The 22,113-nt window shown below is 65.1% G+C and carries 22 protein-coding genes and 1 pseudogene; 9 read left to right on the top strand and 14 right to left on the bottom strand.

What is annotated here, in order from left to right; genetic code table 11:
* The first annotated feature begins 256 nt into the window (after positions 1-256).
* Positions 257-634: a BlaI/MecI/CopY family transcriptional regulator gene (locus MTX34_RS24365; RefSeq protein ID WP_008720466.1), complete on the top strand. Its 378-nt coding sequence runs from the start codon at positions 257-259 to the stop codon at positions 632-634.
* Positions 631-1,587 (top strand): M56 family metallopeptidase, encoded by a 957-nt coding sequence (locus MTX34_RS24360; protein WP_008720467.1) that lies wholly within the window; start codon positions 631-633, stop codon positions 1,585-1,587. Before MTX34_RS24365 ends, MTX34_RS24360 begins: the two co-directional genes overlap by 4 nt.
* A 494-nt stretch (positions 1,588-2,081) precedes the next feature.
* Here the strand turns inward: MTX34_RS24360 and MTX34_RS24355 are convergent, their stop codons facing one another.
* The 3 genes from MTX34_RS24355 to MTX34_RS24345 form a co-directional block, all read right to left on the bottom strand.
* The gene (locus MTX34_RS24355) at positions 2,082-2,378 is read right to left on the bottom strand and encodes a hypothetical protein (protein ID WP_008720468.1); all 297 of its coding nucleotides are present in this window, start codon (positions 2,376-2,378) and stop codon (positions 2,082-2,084) included.
* A gap of 978 nt (positions 2,379-3,356) precedes the next feature.
* A complete protein-coding gene (locus MTX34_RS24350) occupies positions 3,357-4,082 on the bottom strand; it encodes a YoaK family protein (protein WP_008720488.1) in 726 nt (241 codons plus the stop codon).
* Positions 4,083-4,934: 852 nt separating this feature from the next.
* The gene (locus MTX34_RS24345; protein ID WP_008720486.1) at positions 4,935-5,246 is read right to left on the bottom strand and encodes a DUF4229 domain-containing protein; all 312 of its coding nucleotides are present in this window, start codon (positions 5,244-5,246) and stop codon (positions 4,935-4,937) included.
* An 80-nt stretch (positions 5,247-5,326) separates the two neighbouring features.
* On the opposite strand from MTX34_RS24345, the gene MTX34_RS24340 reads away from it, so the two are divergent.
* The 4 genes from MTX34_RS24340 to MTX34_RS24325 all read left to right on the top strand — a co-directional run bounded on the left by MTX34_RS24340 (position 5,327) and on the right by MTX34_RS24325 (position 8,035).
* On the top strand, positions 5,327-6,118 hold the full coding sequence (locus MTX34_RS24340) for a DUF3105 domain-containing protein (RefSeq protein WP_032373348.1): 792 nt from the start codon (positions 5,327-5,329) through the stop codon (positions 6,116-6,118).
* Positions 6,115-6,873, top strand: coding sequence for a DUF305 domain-containing protein (locus MTX34_RS24335; RefSeq protein WP_008720482.1), 759 nt, complete (start codon positions 6,115-6,117; stop codon positions 6,871-6,873). Before MTX34_RS24340 ends, MTX34_RS24335 begins: the two co-directional genes overlap by 4 nt.
* Before the next feature lie 239 nt (positions 6,874-7,112).
* Entirely contained in the window at positions 7,113-7,349 is a 237-nt protein-coding gene (locus MTX34_RS24330; protein WP_232433764.1) for a hypothetical protein, read from the top strand.
* Positions 7,346-8,035 carry a M23 family metallopeptidase gene (locus MTX34_RS24325; protein ID WP_243611097.1) on the top strand — a complete coding sequence of 230 codons (690 nt, stop codon included), beginning with the start codon at positions 7,346-7,348 and terminating at the stop codon, positions 8,033-8,035. Before MTX34_RS24330 ends, MTX34_RS24325 begins: the two co-directional genes overlap by 4 nt.
* Positions 8,036-8,094: 59 nt before the next feature.
* On the opposite strand, the gene istB is transcribed toward MTX34_RS24325, so the two are convergent.
* Positions 8,095-8,937 (bottom strand): IS21-like element helper ATPase IstB, encoded by an 843-nt coding sequence (gene istB / locus MTX34_RS24320; protein WP_243611096.1) that lies wholly within the window; start codon positions 8,935-8,937, stop codon positions 8,095-8,097.
* Positions 8,937-10,325 (bottom strand): IS21 family transposase, encoded by a 1,389-nt coding sequence (locus MTX34_RS24315; protein ID WP_243611095.1) that lies wholly within the window; start codon positions 10,323-10,325, stop codon positions 8,937-8,939. The genes istB and MTX34_RS24315 overlap by 1 nt, the downstream gene beginning before the upstream one ends.
* A 111-nt stretch (positions 10,326-10,436) precedes the next feature.
* On the opposite strand from MTX34_RS24315, the gene MTX34_RS24310 reads away from it, so the two are divergent.
* Positions 10,437-10,667: a M23 family metallopeptidase gene (locus tag MTX34_RS24310; protein ID WP_308198564.1), complete on the top strand. Its 231-nt coding sequence runs from the start codon at positions 10,437-10,439 to the stop codon at positions 10,665-10,667.
* An 84-nt stretch (positions 10,668-10,751) separates the two neighbouring features.
* Here MTX34_RS24310 and MTX34_RS24305 read toward each other — a convergent pair whose 3' ends face one another.
* The 7 genes from MTX34_RS24305 to MTX34_RS24275 form a co-directional block, all read right to left on the bottom strand.
* On the bottom strand, positions 10,752-11,708 hold the full coding sequence (locus MTX34_RS24305; RefSeq protein WP_008720478.1) for a cytochrome c oxidase assembly protein: 957 nt from the start codon (positions 11,706-11,708) through the stop codon (positions 10,752-10,754).
* 10 nt (positions 11,709-11,718) lie between these two features.
* Positions 11,719-12,312 carry a copper resistance CopC family protein gene (locus tag MTX34_RS24300; protein ID WP_008720475.1) on the bottom strand — a complete coding sequence of 198 codons (594 nt, stop codon included), beginning with the start codon at positions 12,310-12,312 and terminating at the stop codon, positions 11,719-11,721.
* Positions 12,313-12,403: 91 nt separating this feature from the next.
* The gene (gene ctaD, locus MTX34_RS24295) at positions 12,404-14,176 is read right to left on the bottom strand and encodes a cytochrome c oxidase subunit I (RefSeq protein WP_243611094.1); all 1,773 of its coding nucleotides are present in this window, start codon (positions 14,174-14,176) and stop codon (positions 12,404-12,406) included.
* 85 nt (positions 14,177-14,261) lie between these two features.
* Positions 14,262-15,218 (bottom strand): M56 family metallopeptidase, encoded by a 957-nt coding sequence (locus tag MTX34_RS24290; RefSeq protein WP_008720986.1) that lies wholly within the window; start codon positions 15,216-15,218, stop codon positions 14,262-14,264.
* Positions 15,215-15,568 carry a BlaI/MecI/CopY family transcriptional regulator gene (locus tag MTX34_RS24285; RefSeq protein WP_027494220.1) on the bottom strand — a complete coding sequence of 118 codons (354 nt, stop codon included), beginning with the start codon at positions 15,566-15,568 and terminating at the stop codon, positions 15,215-15,217. The genes MTX34_RS24290 and MTX34_RS24285 overlap by 4 nt, the downstream gene beginning before the upstream one ends.
* 25 nt (positions 15,569-15,593) lie before the next feature.
* A complete protein-coding gene (locus MTX34_RS24280) occupies positions 15,594-16,388 on the bottom strand; it encodes a M23 family metallopeptidase (protein ID WP_080733228.1) in 795 nt (264 codons plus the stop codon).
* Positions 16,389-16,924: 536 nt separating this feature from the next.
* Positions 16,925-18,949, bottom strand: coding sequence for a cytochrome c oxidase assembly protein (locus MTX34_RS24275; RefSeq protein ID WP_032373357.1), 2,025 nt, complete (start codon positions 18,947-18,949; stop codon positions 16,925-16,927).
* Between the two features lie 197 nt (positions 18,950-19,146).
* On the opposite strand from MTX34_RS24275, the gene MTX34_RS24270 reads away from it, so the two are divergent.
* On the top strand, positions 19,147-20,070 hold the full coding sequence (locus MTX34_RS24270) for a cation diffusion facilitator family transporter (RefSeq protein WP_008720942.1): 924 nt from the start codon (positions 19,147-19,149) through the stop codon (positions 20,068-20,070).
* Between the two features lie 179 nt (positions 20,071-20,249).
* Here MTX34_RS24270 and MTX34_RS24265 read toward each other — a convergent pair whose 3' ends face one another.
* Together MTX34_RS24265 and lspA are read right to left on the bottom strand one after the other, a co-directional pair.
* Positions 20,250-20,663 (bottom strand): Rieske (2Fe-2S) protein, encoded by a 414-nt coding sequence (locus tag MTX34_RS24265; protein ID WP_008720941.1) that lies wholly within the window; start codon positions 20,661-20,663, stop codon positions 20,250-20,252.
* A 185-nt stretch (positions 20,664-20,848) separates the two neighbouring features.
* The gene (gene lspA / locus MTX34_RS24260; protein ID WP_052061206.1) at positions 20,849-21,376 is read right to left on the bottom strand and encodes a signal peptidase II; all 528 of its coding nucleotides are present in this window, start codon (positions 21,374-21,376) and stop codon (positions 20,849-20,851) included.
* Between the two features lie 159 nt (positions 21,377-21,535).
* On the opposite strand from lspA, the pseudogene MTX34_RS24255 reads away from it, so the two are divergent.
* Positions 21,536-22,113, top strand: a pseudogene (locus tag MTX34_RS24255) (apolipoprotein N-acyltransferase); the annotation flags it as partial.

The raw sequence follows: 22,113 nt of genomic DNA, 5'->3' as shown, positions 1-22,113 counted from the left end.
ATCCTATCGCAGGTCGTCAGCCGGTCAGCAACACATCATTGCGGCGCACATGTCCCCACACATGCCGGTGGCCATCATGATCTGGCAATCCCACCACGTCTGCAGGTTGGTCATCAGTTCGGTCATCGGAATCTCCCTCAATTCTGGTCCCGAGGAGACGGGACATCACGACCATATACTGAGTACGTACATAGATAGTAGATGTCGTGTTACCGACGACCCTAGGATCAGGAGACGACAGGGCAGGAGGCGATAGGTGCGGGTGAACGGATTCGGTGAACTCGAGGCGGTAGTGATGGATCGCCTGTGGGCCCGCGGTGCGCGAAGCACCGTGCGGGAGTTGTTCGACGAATTGGCCGAGCAGCGGGTGATTGCCTACACCACGGTGATGTCGACGATGGACAACCTGCACCGTAAGGGCTGGTTGGAGCGCACCCGTAGGGGCAAGGCGTTCGACTACTGGCCGACGTTGTCTCGCGAGGAGCACAGTGCCCGGCTGATGCGTCACGCGTTCGCTGCGGGCGGCAAGTCGGACCTGGTGCTCACCCATTTCGTCGAGCAGATGAGCGACGAAGAGTCGGAGCGTGTGCGAAGAGCGTTGCGCAGACTGACCGACCCCGGCCAGTCGCGATGACTCTGACTCTGTGCCTGCTGCTCTACGGGCTCGTGGTCTCGGTAGCCGGTCCGCCTGTGCTCGCGCGACTGACCCGCCGGGGCATCGCTCCGCAGCTCGGGATAGCTGCCTGGAGTGCAGCAATGGCGGTGGTGATCCTGACCTGGACCGGCGCGGCGATCATGCTCGTCACCGAAGCGGTGCATTGGAACAGAGACGCTCACTGGGTGTCAGCGTGCGTCGTCGAGGTGCTCCGGTCGATCGACGGCCGTGCCGCAGCACTGCTTCAGGGAACACTGATAGCAGTCTCCGCGGTCGCTGCGGCGGCGCTTCCGTTGGTGGTGTGGAGGGCTGGGCGGGGCATGCTGCGGATGCGAACGCACACGCTTCGCCACGCCCGGACGGCGAGGGTGATCGGCCAACGCCTGCCCGGTACCGACGCGGTGGTCGTCGACACCGCGGATCGGCTCGCCTACTGCGTTGCTGGCCGTCCGAAGACCATCGTGATCACTACTGGTGCCCTGGATGCACTCGTCCCGGATCAGTTAGGCGCCGTCTTGGCGCACGAACGTGCTCACCTAATCGGTCGCCATCACCTGCTGCTCGCCTCTGTTCGCGGACTCGCCGCGGCAGCTCCATGGATGCGGTTGTTCCGCGACGGGGCGACCGAGATCGCCCTGCTGCTCGAGATGTGCGCGGACGACAGCGCTGCCCGCTCCCATGGTCGGCGGGCGCTACTCGGTGGTCTGCTCGCCCTCACTGGTTCGTCCGTCGCTCCCGCGGGTGCCCTCGGCGCGAGCGGAGGCGACGTGCTCGCTCGTGCTCATCGCCTCACCGTCGCTGTGTCCACCCCCGTGCACGCGCGGGCCCGCACCCAACTGTCCTTGATCGTCCTCTCGATCACCGCGAGTCCGATCGTGTTCGGTGCCCTCGCCGCTGCGGGTGTGATCATGTGTGGTCCGATGGGCTCTTGAGTGGTCCTGCCAAGAGCGGGTCGATCGGTCAGTGGTGACGGCAGTCGCCGCGCCGAGCCAATTTCAATCGTGCGCCCTCGTCCGTCGAGCGACGGGTAGAACTGTCCCTCGGGTGCGGGGGCGTCGTTATGCAAGGCGATCAGGTTGCCGTCGGTGTCGACGGTTGCGAACTGCGTCGATCCCTGGTCCGTCGAGACGGGACGGCCCGCATCTGCGGGATGAAGAACGCCCGCACGGGACATCTCGTCGGATCGACGACCGCCGGATTCAGCGACGTCCGCGACTCCGCACTCAAAAAGGGATGCGGGCCCCCGAGCACGGCTGTATCACCTTCATTGTTCGGTGTCACCGAAGGCATTAACAGCACGCCGAACACCGTCAGTGCTTTCAGCAAACCGGCCTCCGGAGCTGTGCCCCGTCGACCATGCCGATCAGCTGACTGTATGTCACCGACGATACCAATGAGTACCCCCTGGGGTATCCCGATTCGGGTGTCAGCCGAGGATGGCTTCCCGGAGCTGAGCCATGCTCGGCGCACCCGCCGGCCCGTCACCTGTCATGTACACACGGCAGGCCAGACCGACTGCGGCGGATGTGTCGCCCATGACGTCGACGCCGTCGACGAGAACGGTCGGAGAGCCACGAAAACGCACCTGTTCGGCCATGTCCACCGTGTCCACGCGTTGATAGACGAGCACGGCGTCCGAGTGTTCCGCGGCGAGGAGCTGCAACCGTTCAGCAGTGACCGTCCAGTTCGGGCAACCGTCGAAATACTGCAGGGTGATCTCCATCCACCCACGGTATATCCGTGCTGAAGTTGGCAGCGCACAGGTCGTAGAATTCGATTACGCGGAAGGAGACGGAGTGCCGAACTTCTCCCGTCACTCTCGACGGAAAGGGCTTGCTCATGAATCTGTCCAGTGAGAGTGACGGCACCTCGGCCTGTTCCTGCTGTGGTCGCGATTTCCCGACCGTGAAGTTGCACTCCCTGGCAGGGGGAGCTGCCTATATCTGCCGACGTTGCGGACTGTGGGTTGCGATCCGTCGACGCTAGAGAGAACAGCGTGGGTGTACCGCTCTTCAGTAGGCTGCCTGCACCGATACGTCGTCTCGGCCATGGCGTACCGCCGTACGCAACCGGCGCGCGTCGCCCGTGCGGCTCGATCCGGCCCGTACCAAAGCCCGGGTCGGCGGCGTCCACCGCCGCGACCTTTCGCGGCCATGTCGCGCAGATTCTGCGATTGGTTCCCGTCGACCACGTGAAGAGGCTGTTGCTGCGCCTCGTCCAGCGTCACTCGTACACAGATCGGGTTGTCGGACATGTGCAATGCGTTCACCGACTCATCGATCGACCCACCGAGCGCGATGGCCAACGCGTAGCGATGCGGGCGAACCACCCGCGGTTGTCCACAGCGGGAGACCCAGAATCTGCCGTATCCGTCGTCGGCAATGGCTCCGATCCGGATCGCACACGGGGACCGATGCGGCCGTGCACGACGTAGCTGCGAAACCGAGCTCGCTCGTCGGCGTCGCCGACTATTGACGGTTTCGGCACCGACCTCCCAACCCACCTAGCAACTACCGGCATCGCTGACGCCTTGGCGAAGAGATCAGGGCCAAGCGAGAGATGGTGTGTATCGAACATCCTCTCCACACGCTCAAACCGATTGATTCACGTTGCGACAGTGTTTCTGTTGGTCGAGTCCGCCGGTGGAGCAGAACGATCTCGGGAGCGCGGACCCGTAGGTTTTCGCTGGCCGGGAATAGACCTATCCCCATAGGGATCGTCGCTCGGTGTGAGTGAAGGTGAAGATGCTTGCAAGCAGGCTGATGGCTGCGGTAACCAGGAGTACTTGAGGTCCGGTGATCGCGGCACCGATCAGAGCCCCGGCTGCGCCTCCGGCTGCGAAGGACCCGAGAAGCATTGCATAGCAAAGCCAGTCGAGGTAAGTACCGCCGCCCAGTAGGTGTCTTTCGATCCCTTGGCCCAGTTTGACGACGGTGCCGGTGACGTAGCTCAGGGGGATGTAGGTTTCTTCTCGTTTCGTGAATGCTGTGTTGAGCGCGCCGAGAGCGAACGCAACCAACAGAATGGGATAGAAATTTACGTCGTCGGACGCCCAGCCGGATATCCCGATATCGATGAGCCCTGCCGCGGCGAGGGCGATGGTCGTGACAACTGTTGCTCCGTGTGGGTGATTGGACCAGTATCGGCGGCGGCAGATCGACGCGATCACCACTCCCGCCAGAAAGGCACCCATCAAAGCCAGCGCCGCCCACGGCGATGCGCCGGGTGCAACGGGCTTACCTTCCGGACTGCCGAAATGCCCGATGACGGCGCGTTCGGTGTTGCCGGTCATGAACGTCACGAAATACCCCGCCGAATGCAGAAATGCGACAGCACCCACCATTCCGGCCAGCGCGGACAGTATCCACGACAGTCGCGCCTCCGCGCCGACGGCTGTTTCGCGGCTGAGTGCCACAGAAGATGTCATGCAACCAAGTCTCCCGGCCGTGTACGGAGCCGCAAGTCGATGAGGTGCAGCTCACTCGGCGGTTCTTCGGTGTTCGTATTCCCTTCGGAAGCAATCGAACTCCCACCTGCACCTCGTCTGCCGACCTCGGTGACAAGCCCACCCAGCGGTGTAATTTGCGTGCTCAAGTAGCACGAACTCGCGGCCCATCCGCGCGTGGTCAGTTCCATCCCTGTGGATCGGTGGGCGGCACAGTGTCCGGATATCAGCCGATGAGTCGGAAGGCTTCCGTCCCGCCGAGATGTGGGAACGCTGGCGTACTGTCCTGCGGTTCTATCGCTACCCCTCGACGCTACTACTCACCGAGCACGTACCGGGGGAGACTTTTCCCGGTATGTGCAGGTGGCCGGTGCGTCCAGGCCCCGTCGCCGTTCCGATCGACCGGTGGGGTCGTGCCGTTTCCCGCCGACCCGATGCCCCAGGTAGCGGTCGGGGCGGTCATCGCTGCTCACCGCTCCGGGCGACTGCCCCGGCGCGATCCACGCCCGCCCCTGTCGTGGCGACGCGGTCGTGGCGAGCGGGAAACTGACGTCACCGGCACACCACCGCACCCGGTGTCAGCTGCACCAGGCTCGGACTACTAGCTAATCGGTGTCGATGCCCGCCGCCGTGCCCACGCCGCTCTGGCCGATGTGCCTGACCTCGTCGATGATCTCGAGTATCGGATCGAGACTCTGATGCACCGCACCCTGGAACTACTAGACATCGAGCCGGACGCCGAAGCGTCCGTCGAATGGGTCGGCGAACAGTGACCGACACGGACGATCCGCCAACGCCAACGCCAACGCCAACGCCGAAGTCCGTGCGCCGACGTCACGGTTTGTCGGTGCCGGGTCGTCCCGCCGCGGGGCCTCGCTTCTTGATCGAGCGCGTGCGATCGACTGCTTCGATGTCCGCATTGATGGTTCGGCGGAGCTTCCTCAGGGTCAGTGCCGACAGCGGCAGGCTTGCTGCAAGTGCGCCAAGCAGTACCAACACGAAGGAAATGTCAAGGCTCGTCAGTGCGTCGACGGCCAAAAGCACTCCTGCGGCGACACACACGAAGAGCAGGCGTGCACCGTTGTAGGCCAGCACATGAAGGGCAAGCTGCCCGCGAGCAGTTGAGGGTGCGCGGAACACCGGCATCGGCCGTCCTGTCGTGCGTAGGGGCTTCCTGGGACCTTGATTCAAATACTATGGTGCATAGTATTTGATGGAGGAGCAATATGAACAGCAGCAGAAACCCCGCCCGAGGCCGACGGAGCTCGACTCGGCGATCACGCCCAGCCGGAGTGCCCGGGGGCGTGCGCGCTCCCTGGGCGGTGATAGGCGCGGGTGTCGTCATCGTCGTGCTCGTCGGTGCGATCGGATACAACCTGGCCCCCCGCGTCCTCGAACGCAATCAGGCCGAGCGGTTCGCGCCGACCGCCGACGACCCGGACCCCTCCCGCGGCATCGACGGCGTCGTCGAGGTCGAGTATCCGGCCGCGCGGCACGTCGAACCAGCTCAGAGAGTTGCCTACGATCAGAGTCCGCCGTTCGGCGGCCCTCACGACCAGACCTGGGCGACGTGTACCGGAGTGGTGTACCCCGTCCCGCTACGCAGCGAGAACGCGGTTCATTCGCTCGAACACGGGGCGGTGTGGGTGACGTACGACCCGAACCGGGTCTCCTCCGACGAGGTCGGTTCACTCGCCGGGCGGGTCGAGGGCGAGCCCTACACGATGATGTCGCCCTACCCGGGCCTGACGGCACCGATCACGCTGCAGTCGTGGGGCCATCGACTCGAGCTCGACAATGCCTCCGACCGGCGCATCACTCAGTTCGTCGCTGCTCTGCGACAGAACCCCTCGACCCACCCCGAGAGCGGAGCCAGTTGCTCGACCATTCCCGGCGCGTTCGATCCCGACAACCCGCCGCCGTTCGACGCCAGCGAGCCAGGACCGGACGCGGTGCCCCTCGAGGAAGACCCGGCCCTCGACAGTGCGCCAGCGCCGATGGGGGAGGGGAGTCGATGACCGTGCACGGCCAGGCCGACGATGCCCAGATCGACGATGCACAGAACGACAGTGCACAGAATGACGCCGCGGAAACGGGACCCAGATCCAGGCCCAGGGCACTGCTCATCGGCTTGGCGGTGACAGCTCTCGTCCTGTCCGGCGTCCTCATCGGCGTACTGCTCACACCGGACAGCGCACGAGTGGCCGTACCGGCATCGAATTCGGTGGATGTGGGTTTCGCGCAGGACATGTCGGTCCATCACAACCAGGCGATCGAGATGTCGGCGATGGCGTTGGGACGCTCGACGGATCCGGTCATCCGGACCCTCGCCTTCGACGTGTTGACCTCGCAGCAGAGCCAAGTCGGCACGATGCAAGGCTGGTTGACACTGTGGGACAGGCCATATCTGCCCGACGGCCCGACGATGACGTGGATGACCGGGGCCAGCTCGACAGGGGGTCACCCGATGGACATGAGCGCGTCCGCGAACGACAGCGGACAGGACGCGACGTCGATGCCCGGCATGGCCAGTACCGCCGAGCTGACGGCACTTCGCCGGATGAACGCCGAAGAATTCGACGGCCGGTATCTACAACTGCTCCGCCGCCACCATCGTGGGGGAATCCCGATGGCAGAGCAGGGAGCAGCAAACGCGACAGTTCCCGCTGTCGCCGCGCTCGCGGGCTCGATCGCCTCCGCGCAAACCGCCGAGGTCGGTCAGATCGATGTCCTGCTGAGCGCACACGGGGTCTCACCGTTGCCGGAGAGCTGACGCCGATATCTAAATACTATGTTGCATAGTAATAACGATTGGGATGACCCCCATGACCGGCATCGGCACGCATAAAAAGGCGTCGAATCGTCGAGTTACTGTGCAAAGCACTCACTTTCGACGCCGAATCGATAGGCGAAACAGCGACGAATGCAGTCGAGAGTGTGACAGAAGGGGCTTGTGGTGTCGATGGGATCACGCAACACTGACCCACGGCCGACACGGCATCCACTGCGATCGTGACCGGCATTCAACGAGAAGGGTGGGGTGACCACGTGAACAACGCGGGAAAGACGACGCCGAGCGGCGGGCGACGTCGCGCATGCCGAGGTGCGCGGACATACGTGATCGTCGGTGCCGCACTCGGTGCGGTGTTCCTGCACGCCCCGGTAGCCGAAGCGAATCCGGGTCAACCGGCCGTGGAGTCCGGGACGAGGTCGAAGGTCAGCAGACCGCCGACGCCGTCAGCCGGTTGATCCGCCTGGCCGATCGGGCCGCGACAATCGGTACCGATCCGATCGCGGTGGCAGACCTCGCAGCCTTCGCATCCTCGACGTGGGCCGCCGCCCAGGCCGGCGGCGTCATCGCGGACACCGCCGGCCCGGTGTCCGCGTCGGCAGGATGCATCGTCGACGCCATCGCCCGTGGAGTCTCGAATGCCCCGGCGCAGTCCCTGTCCTGCCTGGCCCCGTTGGCGACTCTCGACCCACTCCTGGCCCTTCGTATCGCCGCATCGCTCCAGGTCGACGCCCTCGACCCCGCAGTCCCGCATGACGGCGACCGAGGTGGGGAACAGGATCCGGTGACGGGCAACACCGGCCGCGATTCGCCCGTGCCCGGCACCACCGACACCCCTCCCGCATCCGAGACGACCGCGCCCGAAGATTCTGTTCCTGATGCAGCACAGCAGCGCGGTTCCACGTCCGGTGGCTCGGCCACCTCCCGAGGTACTGCGTCTGCTGTCGCACCCAGCAGCGGACTGGTCACCTCGAATTTCGGCACCCGAAGCGGGACACAACACGGCGGTGTCGACATCGCCGACTCACTGGGCTCACCGATCGTCGCCGCGGCCGATGGAACGGTCATCAGCGCCGGGCCCGCACAGGGCTTCGGGCTGTGGGTTCGGATCAGACACGACGATGGATCGATCACCACCTACTGACGAGGCTCAGCAAAATTCCCCAACCGCGCTCACCGAAATTCCCCACTCGTGAGCGGGTTTCACTGTAGTGGTTGGCGGGTTCCGGTGGTGGCTTTGCGGAGCTTCTCCGATCTCGCGTTGTGGTCCCTTAATCGGTAGGAATCGCCGTCGAGGTTGAGCACGACGGAGCGATGCAGGAGCCGGTCGAGCATGGCCGCTGCGACAGTGTTGTCACCGAGCACTTCACCCCAAGACCCGACACCGCGGTTGGTCGTCATGACGATGCTGGTCTTCATATACCGTTGCGAGACAACCTGAAACAGCGCCGACGCTGCCTCACCGGGCAACTGAAGGTAGCCGAGTTCGTCGATCACCAGCAGCGTCGGGCCGGCATAGAACCGCATCGTCGTAGCCCACCGACCCTCCAACGCAGCTCGATGGCATCGGGCAGCGAGATCAGCAGCGGTGGTGAAATATGTTCGATAGCCGGCATGCGCCGCAGCTCTCGCGAGCCCGACCGACAGATGCGTTTTCCCGACCCCGGGTGGGCCGATGAGCAGCACATTCGTCGCCGTCTCCAAGTATCGGCAGGTCGCGAGCTCGTCGATGAGCTTGCGGTCGACACCGGCTGCGGCGTCGTAGTCGAAGTCCTCGAGCGACGCTGGTGTCGGTAGGCACGCGAACCGCAAGCGTCCGGTCAACCGGCGTGCTTCGGTGGCCTCGACTTCGAGCGAAAGCAACCGGTCCAACGCCGCGGTCATCGACAGTTCCTCCGCTGCTGCTTGGTCGAGGACCGAAGGCAATGCTTCGGCTGCGTCGTGGAGTTTGAGGACCGCGAGATGGCCCCGTAGGCGCTGGTAGAGACTGGCTGCTTCGGCCGTGTTCGGTGCAGGCATCCGGTCGTTTGTTTTCTTGTCGGCCATCAGAGGGTGTTCCTTCCGTGTGCGGCCCGTTCGTAGACCGACAGGTCGTAGACGATCGCACCTTCGGTGCCGGATTCTGTTGCAGCACTAACACATTCGGAAGCATCGCCGGATTCGGGACGTGTTGTGCCGGTGACAGTTCGGAGTGTGTTCGCTGCGGCGAGGGCGTCGGGTCCGGGTGGGATCCGTTCTTTGCGGCGGTGCGGGCGACCGGTGTTCGCACCCGCCATCGCTACTTGTTCGAGGGCGTAGATGTGGCCGTGATCGCGGACCATCGCCCCGGTGCCATCGGCAGCCAGCCGGTGTCGGGCGATGGTGATACCGGAGGTGGTGACGATGTCGATGACATCAGCGCCCAGAACGTGCGTCACTGTCACTGCGGCACAGGCGAGTTCGGGTGGCACCGAGTAGCGGTTGCCGCGATAGGACACCAGTGCTTGGCGAGAGACGACCCGGTCGGTAGTCAGGATCGCCGGATACGCAGCCACCGGCATCGGATGCAACCCTTCGGCGGTGGCGATCGTCGCGACCGACGCCTTCCCGTCTTTGGTGGGCCGCAGCCGGGTGTCGCCGCGCATACTGCAGAACCGGTCGAGGCTTGCTTGGGCTTGCTCGACGCTCAGATCGTCGGCGAGTGTGCGCCACCACCGCTGCGCGGCAGTGTGATTGGACTTCTCCACCGCGCCTTTGCGGTTGCCGCGGCGGGGTGGGCAGATCGCGACGGAGACACCGTAGTGTTTCGCGATGCCGGCGAAACTGGCCGTGACCCGGCCCGACTCCGGATGGCAGACCGTGGCCATCCGATCGAACCGCCACACGCGGCTGACGCCGCCGAGACCTCGACAGATGCGGTCGAGTCCGTCCACGACGTGCGGTTGGGTCATGTTGGGTGCGAGGACCCCGCGCCATTTGCCCGAGCAGGCCAAGGTTCCGACGAACAGATGCGCCATCGCACCCCACCCCCAGGAGTCGGGCGGGTTCGGTAGATCGACCCAATCCCACTGTGTCTCTTCACCGGGCGGGTGATCGATCACCGCGTTCGGTCTTTCGGTGGCGGTCAGGCACGCTTGGCAGATCGGGCGGAGCTTCAGCTCGCGGATCTTGCGGTGCAGCGTTTGATACGACATCGCATATCCGAGGTCTTCGAGCTCGTCGCACAACGTGCGGACCCACAGGTGCGGGTCGTCGATCAGGCGTGCGGTGACGTAGGCCAGGAACACCCCGAAGGGGTCCGGTGTGCTGCGTTTACGCACTCCAGGGGTGGTGGTCCCGTTGAGGTAGGACCGGATGGTCTTGCGGTCGCGGCCGGTGTGTCTCGCGATGTCGGCGATTTTCCAGCCTCGTTGATGCAGGGCGTGTATTTCCACGTCTTCCTCCCGTGTAAGCATGAGGAGCGGGTCTCCTTCGGGTAGCTGGTGTGTGGTCAGAGACCATCAGCATCCGGGGAGACCCGCCCTCGTTGGCGGTGCCACACGGGTGGGGAATTTCAGTGAGCGTCAGTGGGGAATTTCGATGAGCGCCGTCACTACGGGCACAACAACGGAAATTCGGTCACGGTGGGTCAGCGCGTCCGTAAGGGCGATCGGATTGCAGAGGTCGGGAACCGCGGTAACTCGACGGGTCCGCATCTGCATTTCGAGGCGACTTCTCCCGCGGGACAGAAGGTCGATCCGCAAGCCTGGCTCGGTGAGCGTGGAGCCAGAATCGGGGTGGGCACACGTGCGCGATGAATGCGCCCGATCAGGCCCTTGCCAGTAAGCGCGATCAGGCGATGAGCTCGCGGCAGTCCCCGAGCGCGGGACGGCCGCGACAGCTCAGGTCCGTTGACTGGTCTCGCTACCGATCTTTTTCAGAAAGTCGTTGTAGGCGTTGAGTTCGCTGTACCCGTCTTCTTCGGCGTGCCGGTCCGCGGCAGCCGATTCCTCCTTTTCGTCCCGGTTCCACCGAATGCAGAAGATGAGCACCACCAGCAGGGCCACCGGCTCACCGTAGGACCACGCAAGCGCCCCGGCGAGCTTCTGATCGGATACCGGATCGACACCCCACTGCGGGGGAGGGGAGGCGAACGTGGCGAGCATGGGGGTGCTCGACATCATCAGGATGACACCGAAGAACACATGCAACGGCATCTCGACGAACAGGTCGAACAACCGGCCCAGATTGCTCTGCCGAACGGGGAGGGGGCCGACGGCGAGCACAGGGATGATGAACAGCAGCCCGCTGGCGAAGAAGAAGATCTCCATCGATACGTGCCCGATGACTGTGATGGCGAGAACATCGAAGATCGACGACAGATACAGCCCGTAATAGCTGAAGAGGAACAACGGGATCGTCAGACCTGGATGTAGTGCGATGCGCCCGGCGCGGCTACGCAACCCCGTCAGCGCCGCGATCAGTACCCACCGCCCGGCTCCGTGATGAGCGGTGGCACGCAACAGAAGTCGTCCGGGCGAACCCACCACCAACAACGGTGGGATGGTCATCGACAACGTCAGATGCTGGAACATGAAGACGCTGAACAGGCTGTATCCGTAGCGTTCGACCTGCAGTCCGGTCACCAGGACCAGCGCCGCGCAGCCGAGCAGAAAACTCGCACTCCGCCACCGTGACCATGCGATACCCCGGCCGCGGATCCGGTAGAGCCCCCAGCAGTACAGTCCGGCCATGACGATGCCGGCGATCGGCAGGATCGGGAGCGGCGGAAGATCGAAGCTCAGCAACGCTGCCAGGGTCGGCGGGCCTTCCGGGGGAGTTACGGCGGCGATGTTCATCGGGCCCCTGTCATTGCTTGTCCTTGCCTCGGATCACCAACGTCAGGGCGATGGCAGCGAGACCGAGGACAGTCAGGCCCACGATGGAGAGCAGCATCATGGTGTTCTGTTTCGGTGGCCGGTCCTCGCTGGCGGACGGGTTGTTCGGATCGTAGGCCTGCGTCGGCGTGGTCGAGGGAGCCGGCGAGGTCGCACCGCCCTGCGATTGCTGTGCAGCAGCGTCCGGGCGGGTGGCGGTCTCCGCGACGTCGACCGAAAAGCCGTACGACCCGGTGATCGGGTGCCCGTCCGCGGAGGTGACGCGGTAGCCGACGGTGTACTGCCCGTTGGGTAGGCCGTCCTCGAGCAGGACCGATACGTCGGGGCCCTCGACCGTGGCCGTACCCTGCGTCCACTGAGTATCGCCAGGACCTACCACGCTGATGGTCGCGAACGATTCGTTGATGTCCTGATTGAACTTGAGGCCGACGCCGATCGGTGCGAACTCGAGCGTCACATCGGCCGGGGGGTCGGAGCTGACGAGTTCACTGTGCGCCGATGCCGGGGCCGCGGAGAACAGTGCTGTGCCGCACATGAGCACGGCGACCAGCATCCATCGTTTCACGTTCGGTTCTCCTCTGGTCGTACTGATTCTCCTTACTACTATGCGCACTAGTAGTAAGGGGGTGTGAGCCTACGGGGGTCGGTCGACCGTGTTACTTGTCGACGTCCGGCCGTTTCGATACGTCCGGTCCGGCAATCGCTTCGGTGATCACTTCCGAGGGCGCGATCGAATCCGAGTGCGGGCCACCGACGTGCTGCTCGGCGCGGATGCGTTCGACCATGTGCGGATAGTGCAGCTCGAACGCCGGCCGCTCGGAGCGGATCCGGGGCATCTCGATGAAATTGTGCCGCGGGGGTGGGCAACTGGTCGCCCACTCGAGGGAGTTACCGAAGCCCCAGGGGTCGTCGACGGTGACCACTTCGCCGTAGCGGTAGCTCTTGAACACGTTCCAGATGAACGGCAGCGTCGAGGCCCCGAGGACGAACGATCCCACGGTCGAGATCTGGTTGAGGGTGGTGAATCCGTCGGACGGGAGGTAGTCGGCGTAGCGGCGCGGCATTCCTTGGGCGCCGAGCCAGTGCTGGACGAGGAAGGTGGCGTGGAAGCCGAGGAACGTCAGCCAGAAGTGCCACTTGCCCAGTCGTTCGTCGAGCATGCGGCCGGTCATCTTGGGGAACCAGAAGTAGATGCCGGCGTAGGTCGCGAACACGACCGTTCCGAACACGACGTAGTGGAAGTGCGCGACGACGAAGTAGGTGTCGGTGACGTTGAAGTCGATGGGCGGGCTCGCCAGGAGCACTCCGGACAGTCCACCGAAGACGAACGTGATCAGGAATCCGATGGAGAAGAGCATGGGGGATTCGAGGGTGACCTGGCCGCGCCACATGGTGCCGATCCAGTTGAAGATCTTCACCCCGGTCGGCACGGCGATGAGGAAGGTCATGAACGAGAAGAACGGCAGCAGCACGGCACCGGTGGCGTACATGTGGTGCGCCCACACCGCGATGGACAGGGCGGCGATGCCGACGGTGGCGTAGATCAACCCCTTGTACCCGAAGATGGGTTTGCGGGAGAAGACCGGGAAGATCTCCGAGACGATTCCGAAGAACGGTAGCGCGATGATGTAGACCTCGGGGTGTCCGAAGAACCAGAACAGGTGCTGCCAGAGCAACGCTCCGCCGTTGGCGGGATCGAAGATGTGGGTGCCGAGTTTACGGTCGGCGAGCAGGCCCATCAGTGCTGCGGTCAGCAGTGGGAACGCCAGCAGGATCAAGATCGAGGTCACCAGGATGTTCCAGGTGAAGATCGGTAGCCGGAACATCGTCATTCCCGGTGCGCGCAGGCACACCACGGTGGTGACCATGTTGACCCCGCCCAGGATGGTGCCCAGGCCGGCGACGAGCAGGCCCACGATCCACAGGTCGGATCCGATACCGGGGGAGTAGACGGCGCTGCTCAACGGGGTGTACGCGGTCCAGCCGAAGTCTGCGGCACCGCCGGGGCTGATGAAACCTGCGGTGGTGACCAGTGCGCCGAACAGGTACAGCCAGTAGGAGAAGGCATTGAGCCGGGGGAAGGCGACATCGGGTGCGCCGATCTGCAGCGGCAGGATGTAGTTGCCGAAGCCGAAGACGATCGGGGTGGCGTAGAGCAGCAGCATGATCGTGCCGTGCATGGTGAAGAGCTGGTTGTACTGCTCGTTGGAGAGGAACTGCATTCCCGGGACCGCGAGCTCGGAGCGCATGATCAACGCCATCAGGCCACCGACGAGAAAGAACCCGAACGAGGTCACCAAGTACATCAGTCCGATGACCTTCGGATCGGTGGTGGTGACCATCGTGTGCAGGAACGACCCCTTGCGGGCCCCGCGGGGTGGATAGGGGCGAACCGCCGGCGCAGCCGGAGGAGATGTCAGCGCCATCATGGAACCACCTTCGTGTCGCACGCGAATTACAGGACGCGTCCGCCAGCGTAACCCAAATACTATGCAGCATAGTATTTGGGGTTGTTCAGATCAGCAGGACCGCGCACGCTGCGGCGGAGACCGCGCTGAGCGAGACGACGGCCAACACGGCCGGCACGACGAGGGGCAGCACGGCGGCGGCAGCATAAGCGCCCGCTCGGGTTCGGCTCGGTGTTTGCGCGCTCGTGTCGAGGTGATGCAACCGCTCGGTGGTCGAGTCCCCGATCAGGCCCAGTGCCCACAGTGGCCGCGCAGAATGCGCCTGCGAGACCGTCGACAATGCCGAACGTACAGTGTCGGCGCTGGTGACTGCGGCCGCGGACCGGTCGGCTGCGACCTCGACCAGGACCCGTACCGCCGCGGGTGCCGCGGCGAAGAGGGGAACGCGAGGAAGCGCTTTGGCCAGGATCTCGCAGATGTTGACGATGCGGTGATGGCGCCCGCGCAGGTGGGCACGTTCGTGTGCGATCACTGCTCGCTGTTGTTCGGGATCGAGATGGGCGAGCAGGCCTTCGGTGGCCACGACGTAGCCGGGGCGACCGTCGATGCTGTAGGCCAGCGGGAGTGGGTGGTCGAGCCACATGATCGGTTCGGGTCCGGGGTCCGTGCGCGCCACGACGGCGATGACATCGCGGTGATAGTCGCGGACTTTGGACCGCGCTCGAAGCTGACGGCGAGTCGAGCGCAGGACGCGCGCCGATGCCGACGCCGCGAGGACGACCGATGCCCCGGCGACCGCTTCCCCGATCCACGGCTGGGCCGCGTGTTGCAGCGAGCCCAGGCAGCGGACGGCGAGTTCGACCATGCCCTCGGCCGGCGCATGGCCGGGCCAGAGCAACACCGCCACCGCGGATCCCACGAGAAACAGCACCCCGGCGATGCTGCCGATCCAAGCGGTCAAGGCGAGAGAGGGGCCGACGGTGCGGGTGAGTGAGGTCAGCAGCGGCGGCATGGCAACGGCCACCAGGGTCGCGGCGAGGAGTAATGCCAGTGCGACGATCACCGGTTCGCGTCCGGCAGGTTCCCCCGCAGGGCGTCCAGTTCGTCGTCGGTGACGGTTTTCGCGAAATGCATCAGCACGGCGGCCGAGTCGGTGCTGGTGTCGAGGATTTCGCGCAGCGCTTGCGAGGTGGCCTCGGCCCGAGATTGCACGGGCGAGTAGAGATAGGCGCGTGACTGCTTGGTCCGCTCGACCCACCCCTTCTCGTGGAGATGGGTCACGACGGTCAGGATCGTGGTGTAGGCGGGGTTTCTGTCGGCCATGCGTTCACGCAGGTCGTGGACCGACTGCGGTCGATCACATTGCCAGAGCACGTTCATCACCTCCGCTTCGAGATCACCGAGCCTTTTCATCGCCAGTTCTTCTTTCCTCGTCGTGTCAGGTGATATCGACTCCGCGTGCCGACAGCCACGCCGTCGGGTCGGACTTGGCACCGTCGGGTTGCCACACTTCGTAATGCAGGTGGGGTCCGGTGGATTGGCCTCGGTTGCCTACCGTAGCAATGAGCTCGCCGGCTTTCACGCGTTGACCGGCGGTGACGAGCGCCTGGTCTATGTGGCCGTACACCCCGATCGTGCCGTCGTCCTGACGAATACGCACCCACAGGCCGAACCCTTGCGCCGGCCCTGCTTCGATGACCTCACCGTCGGTCACCGATACGATCGGCGTCCCGATCGTATTGGCGATGTCGAGTCCGTAATGCGTTGTCCCCCAACGCGGCCCAGAACTGGAGGTCAATGTGCCCGACACCGGCACCACCGAGAGCGGGCGCCGCGCCTCGGCATCGCGTGCGGCGCGCTCCGCCGCCCGAACTCCCCCCTCGGCGAGTTGCTCGGTCATGCGCTGCGCGAGCCGGCCGACATCGAGATCGGGCATTTGCAACACCTGCGGGGGTGAGGCGACGACCGGGCTCGGCGGCAGGACGCCGGCGGGAGGGCTATCGATACTCGCAGCGCTGAGCGCCACACTGTCCTGCGACCCGGTGTTCGGAGACGTCGCTGCCGCGGACAGAAAGGCACCGACCGCGACCGACGCAGCGATGGCGCGGCCACCCGGCTTCGGCACCCGGCGGCGATGAAGTCCGCGGCGAGCACGTCGCGACACGGCCTGCACTACATCGCGGCCACCGTCGCCGTGTGTCGTCTCGTCCGGACCGGCCACGTGCACCCACATCGACGCGGCAGTGTCCGCGGCCGCGGTGTCCCAGGCGGCGCTGACCGCGTGAGCGGGTACATCCGGTGCGGGCGTCTGCGCCGAAGGCGTGTGCTCGTCCTGCGACCGATTGTCGGAGTACACGGTCTCGGCGGGCGACTCGGTCACGAAACGCGAGGGTGCGAACCCGGCGTGTCGATGACGGGGGTGATCGATGAGCGCCGTCGGCCTGTTGCCGACGGGCATCGAGACCGCGACGCCGGGTGCCGGCGCTGCGTAGTCGTCGTCGATCGGATCGGGTGTGCGGTGTCGGGCCAAGATCACAATCCTTGGTGGCTACGAGGCCGTGGCCTCGCTCGAGATAACGAAATGGTGACGGTCAGGCCACAGGTTACTACTATCGAGCATAGTTTTTCCATCCCACTCGACCCGGATTCGTCCGTACCGCTGGTCACGGTCCTCGGAGGACATCCCGCCGGGCTACGACATCCCGCCGGGCTACGACATCCCGCCGGGCTACGACATCCGCACCGGAACAGGGCTGGGCGTTTCGGGTATCAGGGGTGATCGCGCCGAGAGGACAGGCCACCGAGCATGGTGTTGTACGCCTCGAGTTCGGTATCACCTTGATCGTCGACTCGGCGGTCTCGTTGCCGTGCCGCGCTCTCGTCGGCCGCCGACCACCGGACCGCGGCGAGAACCGCGGCAGCGAGCAACGGCAACTCCCCGATGCCCCACGCCAGAGTGCCGCCGCGCCGCTGGTCGGCCAGCAGGTCTGCGTTCCAGTCCAGACGCAGTCCGCTGTAGAAGCTCGCTCCGAGCGCGGTCTCGAGATCGATCGTCACGACGAGGAAGAATGCGAACCCGGCCAATGCGGTGATACTCGCGAGCAACTTCGTCAGTCCCGCGATCGGTCTCGGTACCGGGTCTTCGCCGACCGTGCCCCAGAACATCACCATCCCGACGGTCAGGAACCAGCCCTTCATCACCATGTGTGCCACATGCGAGTCGGCGACGGTGTCGAACAGTCCGCCGGGGTAGAGCAGGTAGAAGCTGCTCAGGAACACCGTGGTGCTGACCCACGGGTGTATCGCGATCCGGGCTGCTCGGCTCTGCCATGCAGCCCGGAGCCATTCGCGCGAGCCCGGTGCTTCGGCGGCCGACGCGGTCGGCAGGACCGAGGCGAACAAGGTTGCCGGTCGGCCGAGGACCAACAGCAACGGCACGGCGACGGCGACCGCGGTCAGTCCCGCCATGTGCACGCTGAACATCGCCGGGCTGTAGAACCCGACCCCGGACGAGGTCGCCACGAGCAGCACCGCAGTACCCGCCAACCAGCTCGCTGTCCACCGCCGCCGCCATGACAGGCCTGCCCGCCGACGGCGCCGCACGGCCACCAGATACAGGACGGCCGCGATCACCGCCGCGGAGCCGAACACCAGGTCGAAACGCCACTCGAACGCCAACCGCGCAGCGGTGGGCGGGCCGTCCAACACGTAGCCCAAGGCCTCTTCGTGCGCCTGGGGCAGCGAGGTGTCCTGCGGCGGGGGCGGGGGAGTGCGGCCCAGTGCGACCGCCAGGCCCACGGTGGTGACGAGAACGAGGGTCTCGATCATCGACAACGTGATCAGGGATCTGCGCCTCGCGGGGTCGTGAGCCAGAGCGCGGACCGTTCGTCGTCGCTGTATCCACCCGAGGGTCCCCACGATCGCCAGAGCTGCGATCTTCGCCAGTATCAGAGCGCCGTACGTCGAATCCCACAGCGACGTCACGGGCACTCGCACGGCAGCGTTGACCACTCCGGAGACCGCCATGATCACGAACGCGACCAGAGCGAGCGTCGAGTAGCGGCGGGTCGCGACGGCAAGGTGCCCACCTCCGCGCAGCGCATGAGCGAGAAGTGCGAGGAGTCCGCCCACCCACAGCGCGGCAGCGAGGATGTGCAGGATCAACGAGTTCGTCGCGATGTCGTGATTGCCGCCGGTCGAGGAGTGGCCGGTGACCGCGCGCGGGATCAACGCGAGCATCGACAGGGCGAACAAGGCGGGGGTCCATCGATGCCGCAACACCGCCGCGCATGCTGCGGCGGTGATCGCCGCGACCGCAGAGGTGATGGCCCATGCAGTGGAGGCCTCGACATCGCCGATCGCACCGAGGAACTGCACCGGTTGCGCTGCAACGGATCCGACAGGTTGACCCGAGGCGTCCGAGAGTGTCAGCGGCACCAACGCCGCCGCGCACACCGCCCACACTGCGGAGGCCTTCGCCGCGGTGCGGACGGCTACGTACCCGTCGATGTCGAGCACACCCGACCTCTGAGGCGGAACGAGAAATGCCGCGAGGAGCAGCGACCCCGCCGCCACGACGGCAGCCACCTCGCCGATCGCGGTCAGTGCCGGGATCCCGTACGTGGTGATCGGGCCCGGATCGGGCAGACCCAACAGCACGAGCGCTTGCGACGTCGACATCGCTGCGAGCAGTGCAGCGACCACCGCGGCAATCGCTGCGCACAGCACCATCACCTGCGATCCGGAGCGTCGATCCACTGCGCCGCGGGTCGAATGGGCCGCTTCGGTGGCCATGGTGTGCGCCTCTTCCCGGTGGATCGTGTTTCCGGCATGGGCGCGAGGCAGTCCGACCTGCGCCGACAATGAACTACTACGAATGATAGTTGTACGAGTCCGGGCAGCCACCGCCGGATGATCCTTCAACACTTGCATGTATGCGCATATCGCAATATGTTGTCGTTCTGCGGATCTGACACGACGAAGGAGCAACGATGGGGCACGGACATGGCCACGGGATAGAGCCGGGTTCACCGGCCAGCGCGTCCGGTAAGCACCTCGGGCGACTGTGGATCGCTGTCGGTCTGGGGGCGGTCACCCTGGTGACGCAGGTCGTCGTCGGCCTGTCCACCTCGTCGCTGGCGTTGCTCTCCGATTCCGCACACGTGTTCACCGACGTGTTCGGGGTGCTGATGGCGATCGTGGCGATCACACTCGCACAGCGACGATCGACCAAGGCTGCCCGCACGTTCGGGCTCTACCGAGCCGAGGTGTTCGCCGCATTGTTCAATGCACTTCTGCTGTTCGGTGTGGCCGGTTGGATTCTCTACGAAGCCGCGCAACGCATCACGAATCCGCCCGAGGTCCCCGGCGTCCCGGTGATGGCGGTGGCCACCCTCGGGCTCGTGATGAACCTCATCGCGTTCGTCCTGCTGCGCAGCGGCGCCAAGGACAGCCTCAATGTTCGGGGTGCGTATCTCGAGGTGATGGCGGACATGCTCGGCTCGATCGGCGTACTGGTCAGCGGACTGGTCACCGTCCTGTTCGGGTGGCGGTACGCCGACCCGGTCATCGCGGTCGCCATCGGCGTGTTCGTCCTGCCACGCGCGTTCAACCTGGGCCGTCACGCCGTACGAATTCTGCTGCAACATGCTCCGGCGGGCATCGATGTCGCCGCCGTGGAAAGGGCCCTGACCGATGTCGACGATGTCGAAGAGGTGCACGATCTGCACATATGGACACTGACGTCGGGGATGGAGGTCGCGTCGGCGCATCTGACGGTCGCCCCGGAGGCCGAGACACCGCGGGTGCTCGCTGCAGCGCAGCAGGTTCTCCGCAACGAGTTCGGTCTCGAACACGCCACTGTGCAGGTCGAACCCCGGGAAGGCGAAGGCCGGTGCCGAGAGGTCAATTGGTAGGCAGGTCTCGACCCGGTGCGCGATCGGCACGCTGTGCTGTCGTCGACACGGCAGCGATGTACCGAACCGGCACCCGTCGGGTGGGGGCACAGAGTGGGTCCTCGAGTGCCGCACATCGGCCCGGTCGAGACCGTTCACCCCGAACCCGTCCACCTCGCATGTTCGCGCCCGGTGATGGATCAGTCGACGGTGAGGGTATCGACGGTTCTGGTCACGGCACGGTTCGGCAGTGGCTCGGTGGCGGGGCTGCGCATGACCGCCCCGTCGGTGATCGAGAACGCACTGTTGTGGCAGGGGCACTCGATCGTGCCGTTGCGAACTCGGTTCACTGTGCACCCTCGGTGAGAACAGATAGCCGAGAAGGCCCGGAAGATACCGGGTTCCGGTTGGGTGACGACGACCTGCCGGTCGGCGAGCACGATTCCACCGCCGACAGGAACATCGTTCACCGACAAGGTGACGGGACCGTCGGAAGCGGTGTCCTCACCGGACGGGGCTTCGCCGACGCTGCATCCGGCGGCAGTCAGGCACGCTGTAGCGCAGCTCGTAGCGAGAAAAATACGGCGCGGTAGCGCCGGGATGTCCTCGCTCATACAGCAGGCTCCCCTCGGTACGCCTCGGTGAGCGAGAGGCGACGATCGCGTGTCGGTGGTTGTAGTCGACTATGTTTCGAGCAGTTCCGGTGTCGATCACCCTCACTGTTCGAGCGGATCAGCATGATTGTCCTGTCGCGAATGTATGTGCACTGCAGGGCATTCGATTCGAACGCCGAGATATCTCATGCACGTTCACGATCCGGCGCTGTCGGGCACTGCGGGCAGAGGGGCAACCCTTGTGCCCTCTCGCGTGCCAGTGCCGCCCCGATCATCAGCACCACCCCGCAGGTGATGTAGATGTCGGCGAGGTTGAATGTCGGCCACCAACCGGTGTGAAAGTAGTCCGTGACCGCACCGTCGACAAGCCGGTCCAGAACGTTGGACAGCGCGCCGGCGAGGATCAACGCCAGCGCCACCGTGGTCCACTGCTCCCCGTGCCGAGCGCTGTGCCATCCGTAGGCCGCGACCCCGGCGGTGATCGTCGCCGTGACCGACACGATCACCCATAGGGGCAGCGAATTGCCCAGACTGAAGGCCATTCCGCGGTTGAAGGCGAGCCGCAATTCGAGGATCGGTAGTGGGATCGGAGAGCCGACCAATGCTTCTTGCGCCCAGTAGTCGACGGTCAGCGCGGTAGCGACCAATGTCAGCACGAGAGTCACTGCGTAAGCACGCAGCCGCGTGGGAGACGTGGTGGGCGAGCGGTTCACGGATCCTCGTTCTCGGGTGTGTATCTCGGACAGGTGCTGGGTGTCGACGGAAGGGGATCGGTCACCGCCGCAGAGTTGCCATCACATAAAATACTATGCACCATAGTAGTTGATGAACGGCAGAGGCTCCTCCGGTACCGGCTGCACGCGCGTGCCGTCATGAGATCGGCTCCCGGCATCGAGCCCGGGCCTCGACCTCTCGTCTACGACCCGAGCCGGGCGCGGTGGGTGACCGGCAGCAACGGAGTCCGCGCGTGGATCCGGCTCCTCGCCGCCGCCTCATCCGGGCTGATGTTGTATGCCACATTCCCGCCCATCGATCTGTGGTTTCTCGCTCCGGTAGCACTTGCAATGCTGCTGTTGGCTGTGCGCGGGCGAGGGGCGCGTGCGGGGGCCGGCTACGGCTTCGTCGCCGGCTCGGCGTTCTTCGTGCCTCTGCTGCCGTGGGTGGGGGAGTACGTCGGATCGGTGCCGTGGCTGGCGCTGTCCGTCGTTCAAGCACTCTTCGTGGCACTGTTCGGTGCGGTAGCGGATCGGATGTCCCGACTGCCGTGGGCGCCGGTCTGGGTGGCGAGCGCCTGGGTGGCGATGGAAGCGGCACGATCTCGGGTCCCGTTCGGCGGCTTCCCTTGGGGCCGCATCGCATTCGGTCAATCCGACGGGCCGCTGCTGCCTCTGGCTGCGGTGATCGGCGCGCCGGGGTTGTCGTTCGTCGTGGTGCTGATCGGGTCCGCTCT

This window comes from Rhodococcus sp. ARC_M5 (assembly GCF_022810405.1).
GTDB classification, from domain to species: domain Bacteria; phylum Actinomycetota; class Actinomycetes; order Mycobacteriales; family Mycobacteriaceae; genus Rhodococcoides; species Rhodococcoides navarretei.
This window is presented reverse-complemented; position numbering and strand designations above follow the sequence as displayed.

Coding starts and splice junctions, on each gene's coding strand:
- MTX34_RS24275 (WP_032373357.1), bottom strand. CDS start 18,949: ATGGCCACCGAAGCGGCCCATTCGACCCGCGGCGCAGTGGATCGACGC.
- MTX34_RS24360 (WP_008720467.1), top strand. CDS start 631: ATGACTCTGACTCTGTGCCTGCTGCTCTACGGGCTCGTGGTCTCGGTA.
- MTX34_RS24280 (WP_080733228.1), bottom strand. CDS start 16,388: ATGTGGGTGCACGTGGCCGGTCCGGACGAGACGACACACGGCGACGGT.
- MTX34_RS24335 (WP_008720482.1), top strand. CDS start 6,115: ATGACCGTGCACGGCCAGGCCGACGATGCCCAGATCGACGATGCACAG.
- MTX34_RS24350 (WP_008720488.1), bottom strand. CDS start 4,082: ATGACATCTTCTGTGGCACTCAGCCGCGAAACAGCCGTCGGCGCGGAG.
- MTX34_RS24345 (WP_008720486.1), bottom strand. CDS start 5,246: ATGCCGGTGTTCCGCGCACCCTCAACTGCTCGCGGGCAGCTTGCCCTT.
- istB (WP_243611096.1), bottom strand. CDS start 8,937: ATGGCCGACAAGAAAACAAACGACCGGATGCCTGCACCGAACACGGCC.
- ctaD (WP_243611094.1), bottom strand. CDS start 14,176: ATGATGGCGCTGACATCTCCTCCGGCTGCGCCGGCGGTTCGCCCCTAT.
- MTX34_RS24285 (WP_027494220.1), bottom strand. CDS start 15,568: ATGAAAAGGCTCGGTGATCTCGAAGCGGAGGTGATGAACGTGCTCTGG.
- MTX34_RS24305 (WP_008720478.1), bottom strand. CDS start 11,708: ATGAACATCGCCGCCGTAACTCCCCCGGAAGGCCCGCCGACCCTGGCA.
- MTX34_RS24340 (WP_032373348.1), top strand. CDS start 5,327: ATGAACAGCAGCAGAAACCCCGCCCGAGGCCGACGGAGCTCGACTCGG.
- MTX34_RS24355 (WP_008720468.1), bottom strand. CDS start 2,378: ATGGAGATCACCCTGCAGTATTTCGACGGTTGCCCGAACTGGACGGTC.
- MTX34_RS24265 (WP_008720941.1), bottom strand. CDS start 20,663: ATGAGCGAGGACATCCCGGCGCTACCGCGCCGTATTTTTCTCGCTACG.
- MTX34_RS24270 (WP_008720942.1), top strand. CDS start 19,147: ATGGGGCACGGACATGGCCACGGGATAGAGCCGGGTTCACCGGCCAGC.
- MTX34_RS24315 (WP_243611095.1), bottom strand. CDS start 10,325: ATGCTTACACGGGAGGAAGACGTGGAAATACACGCCCTGCATCAACGA.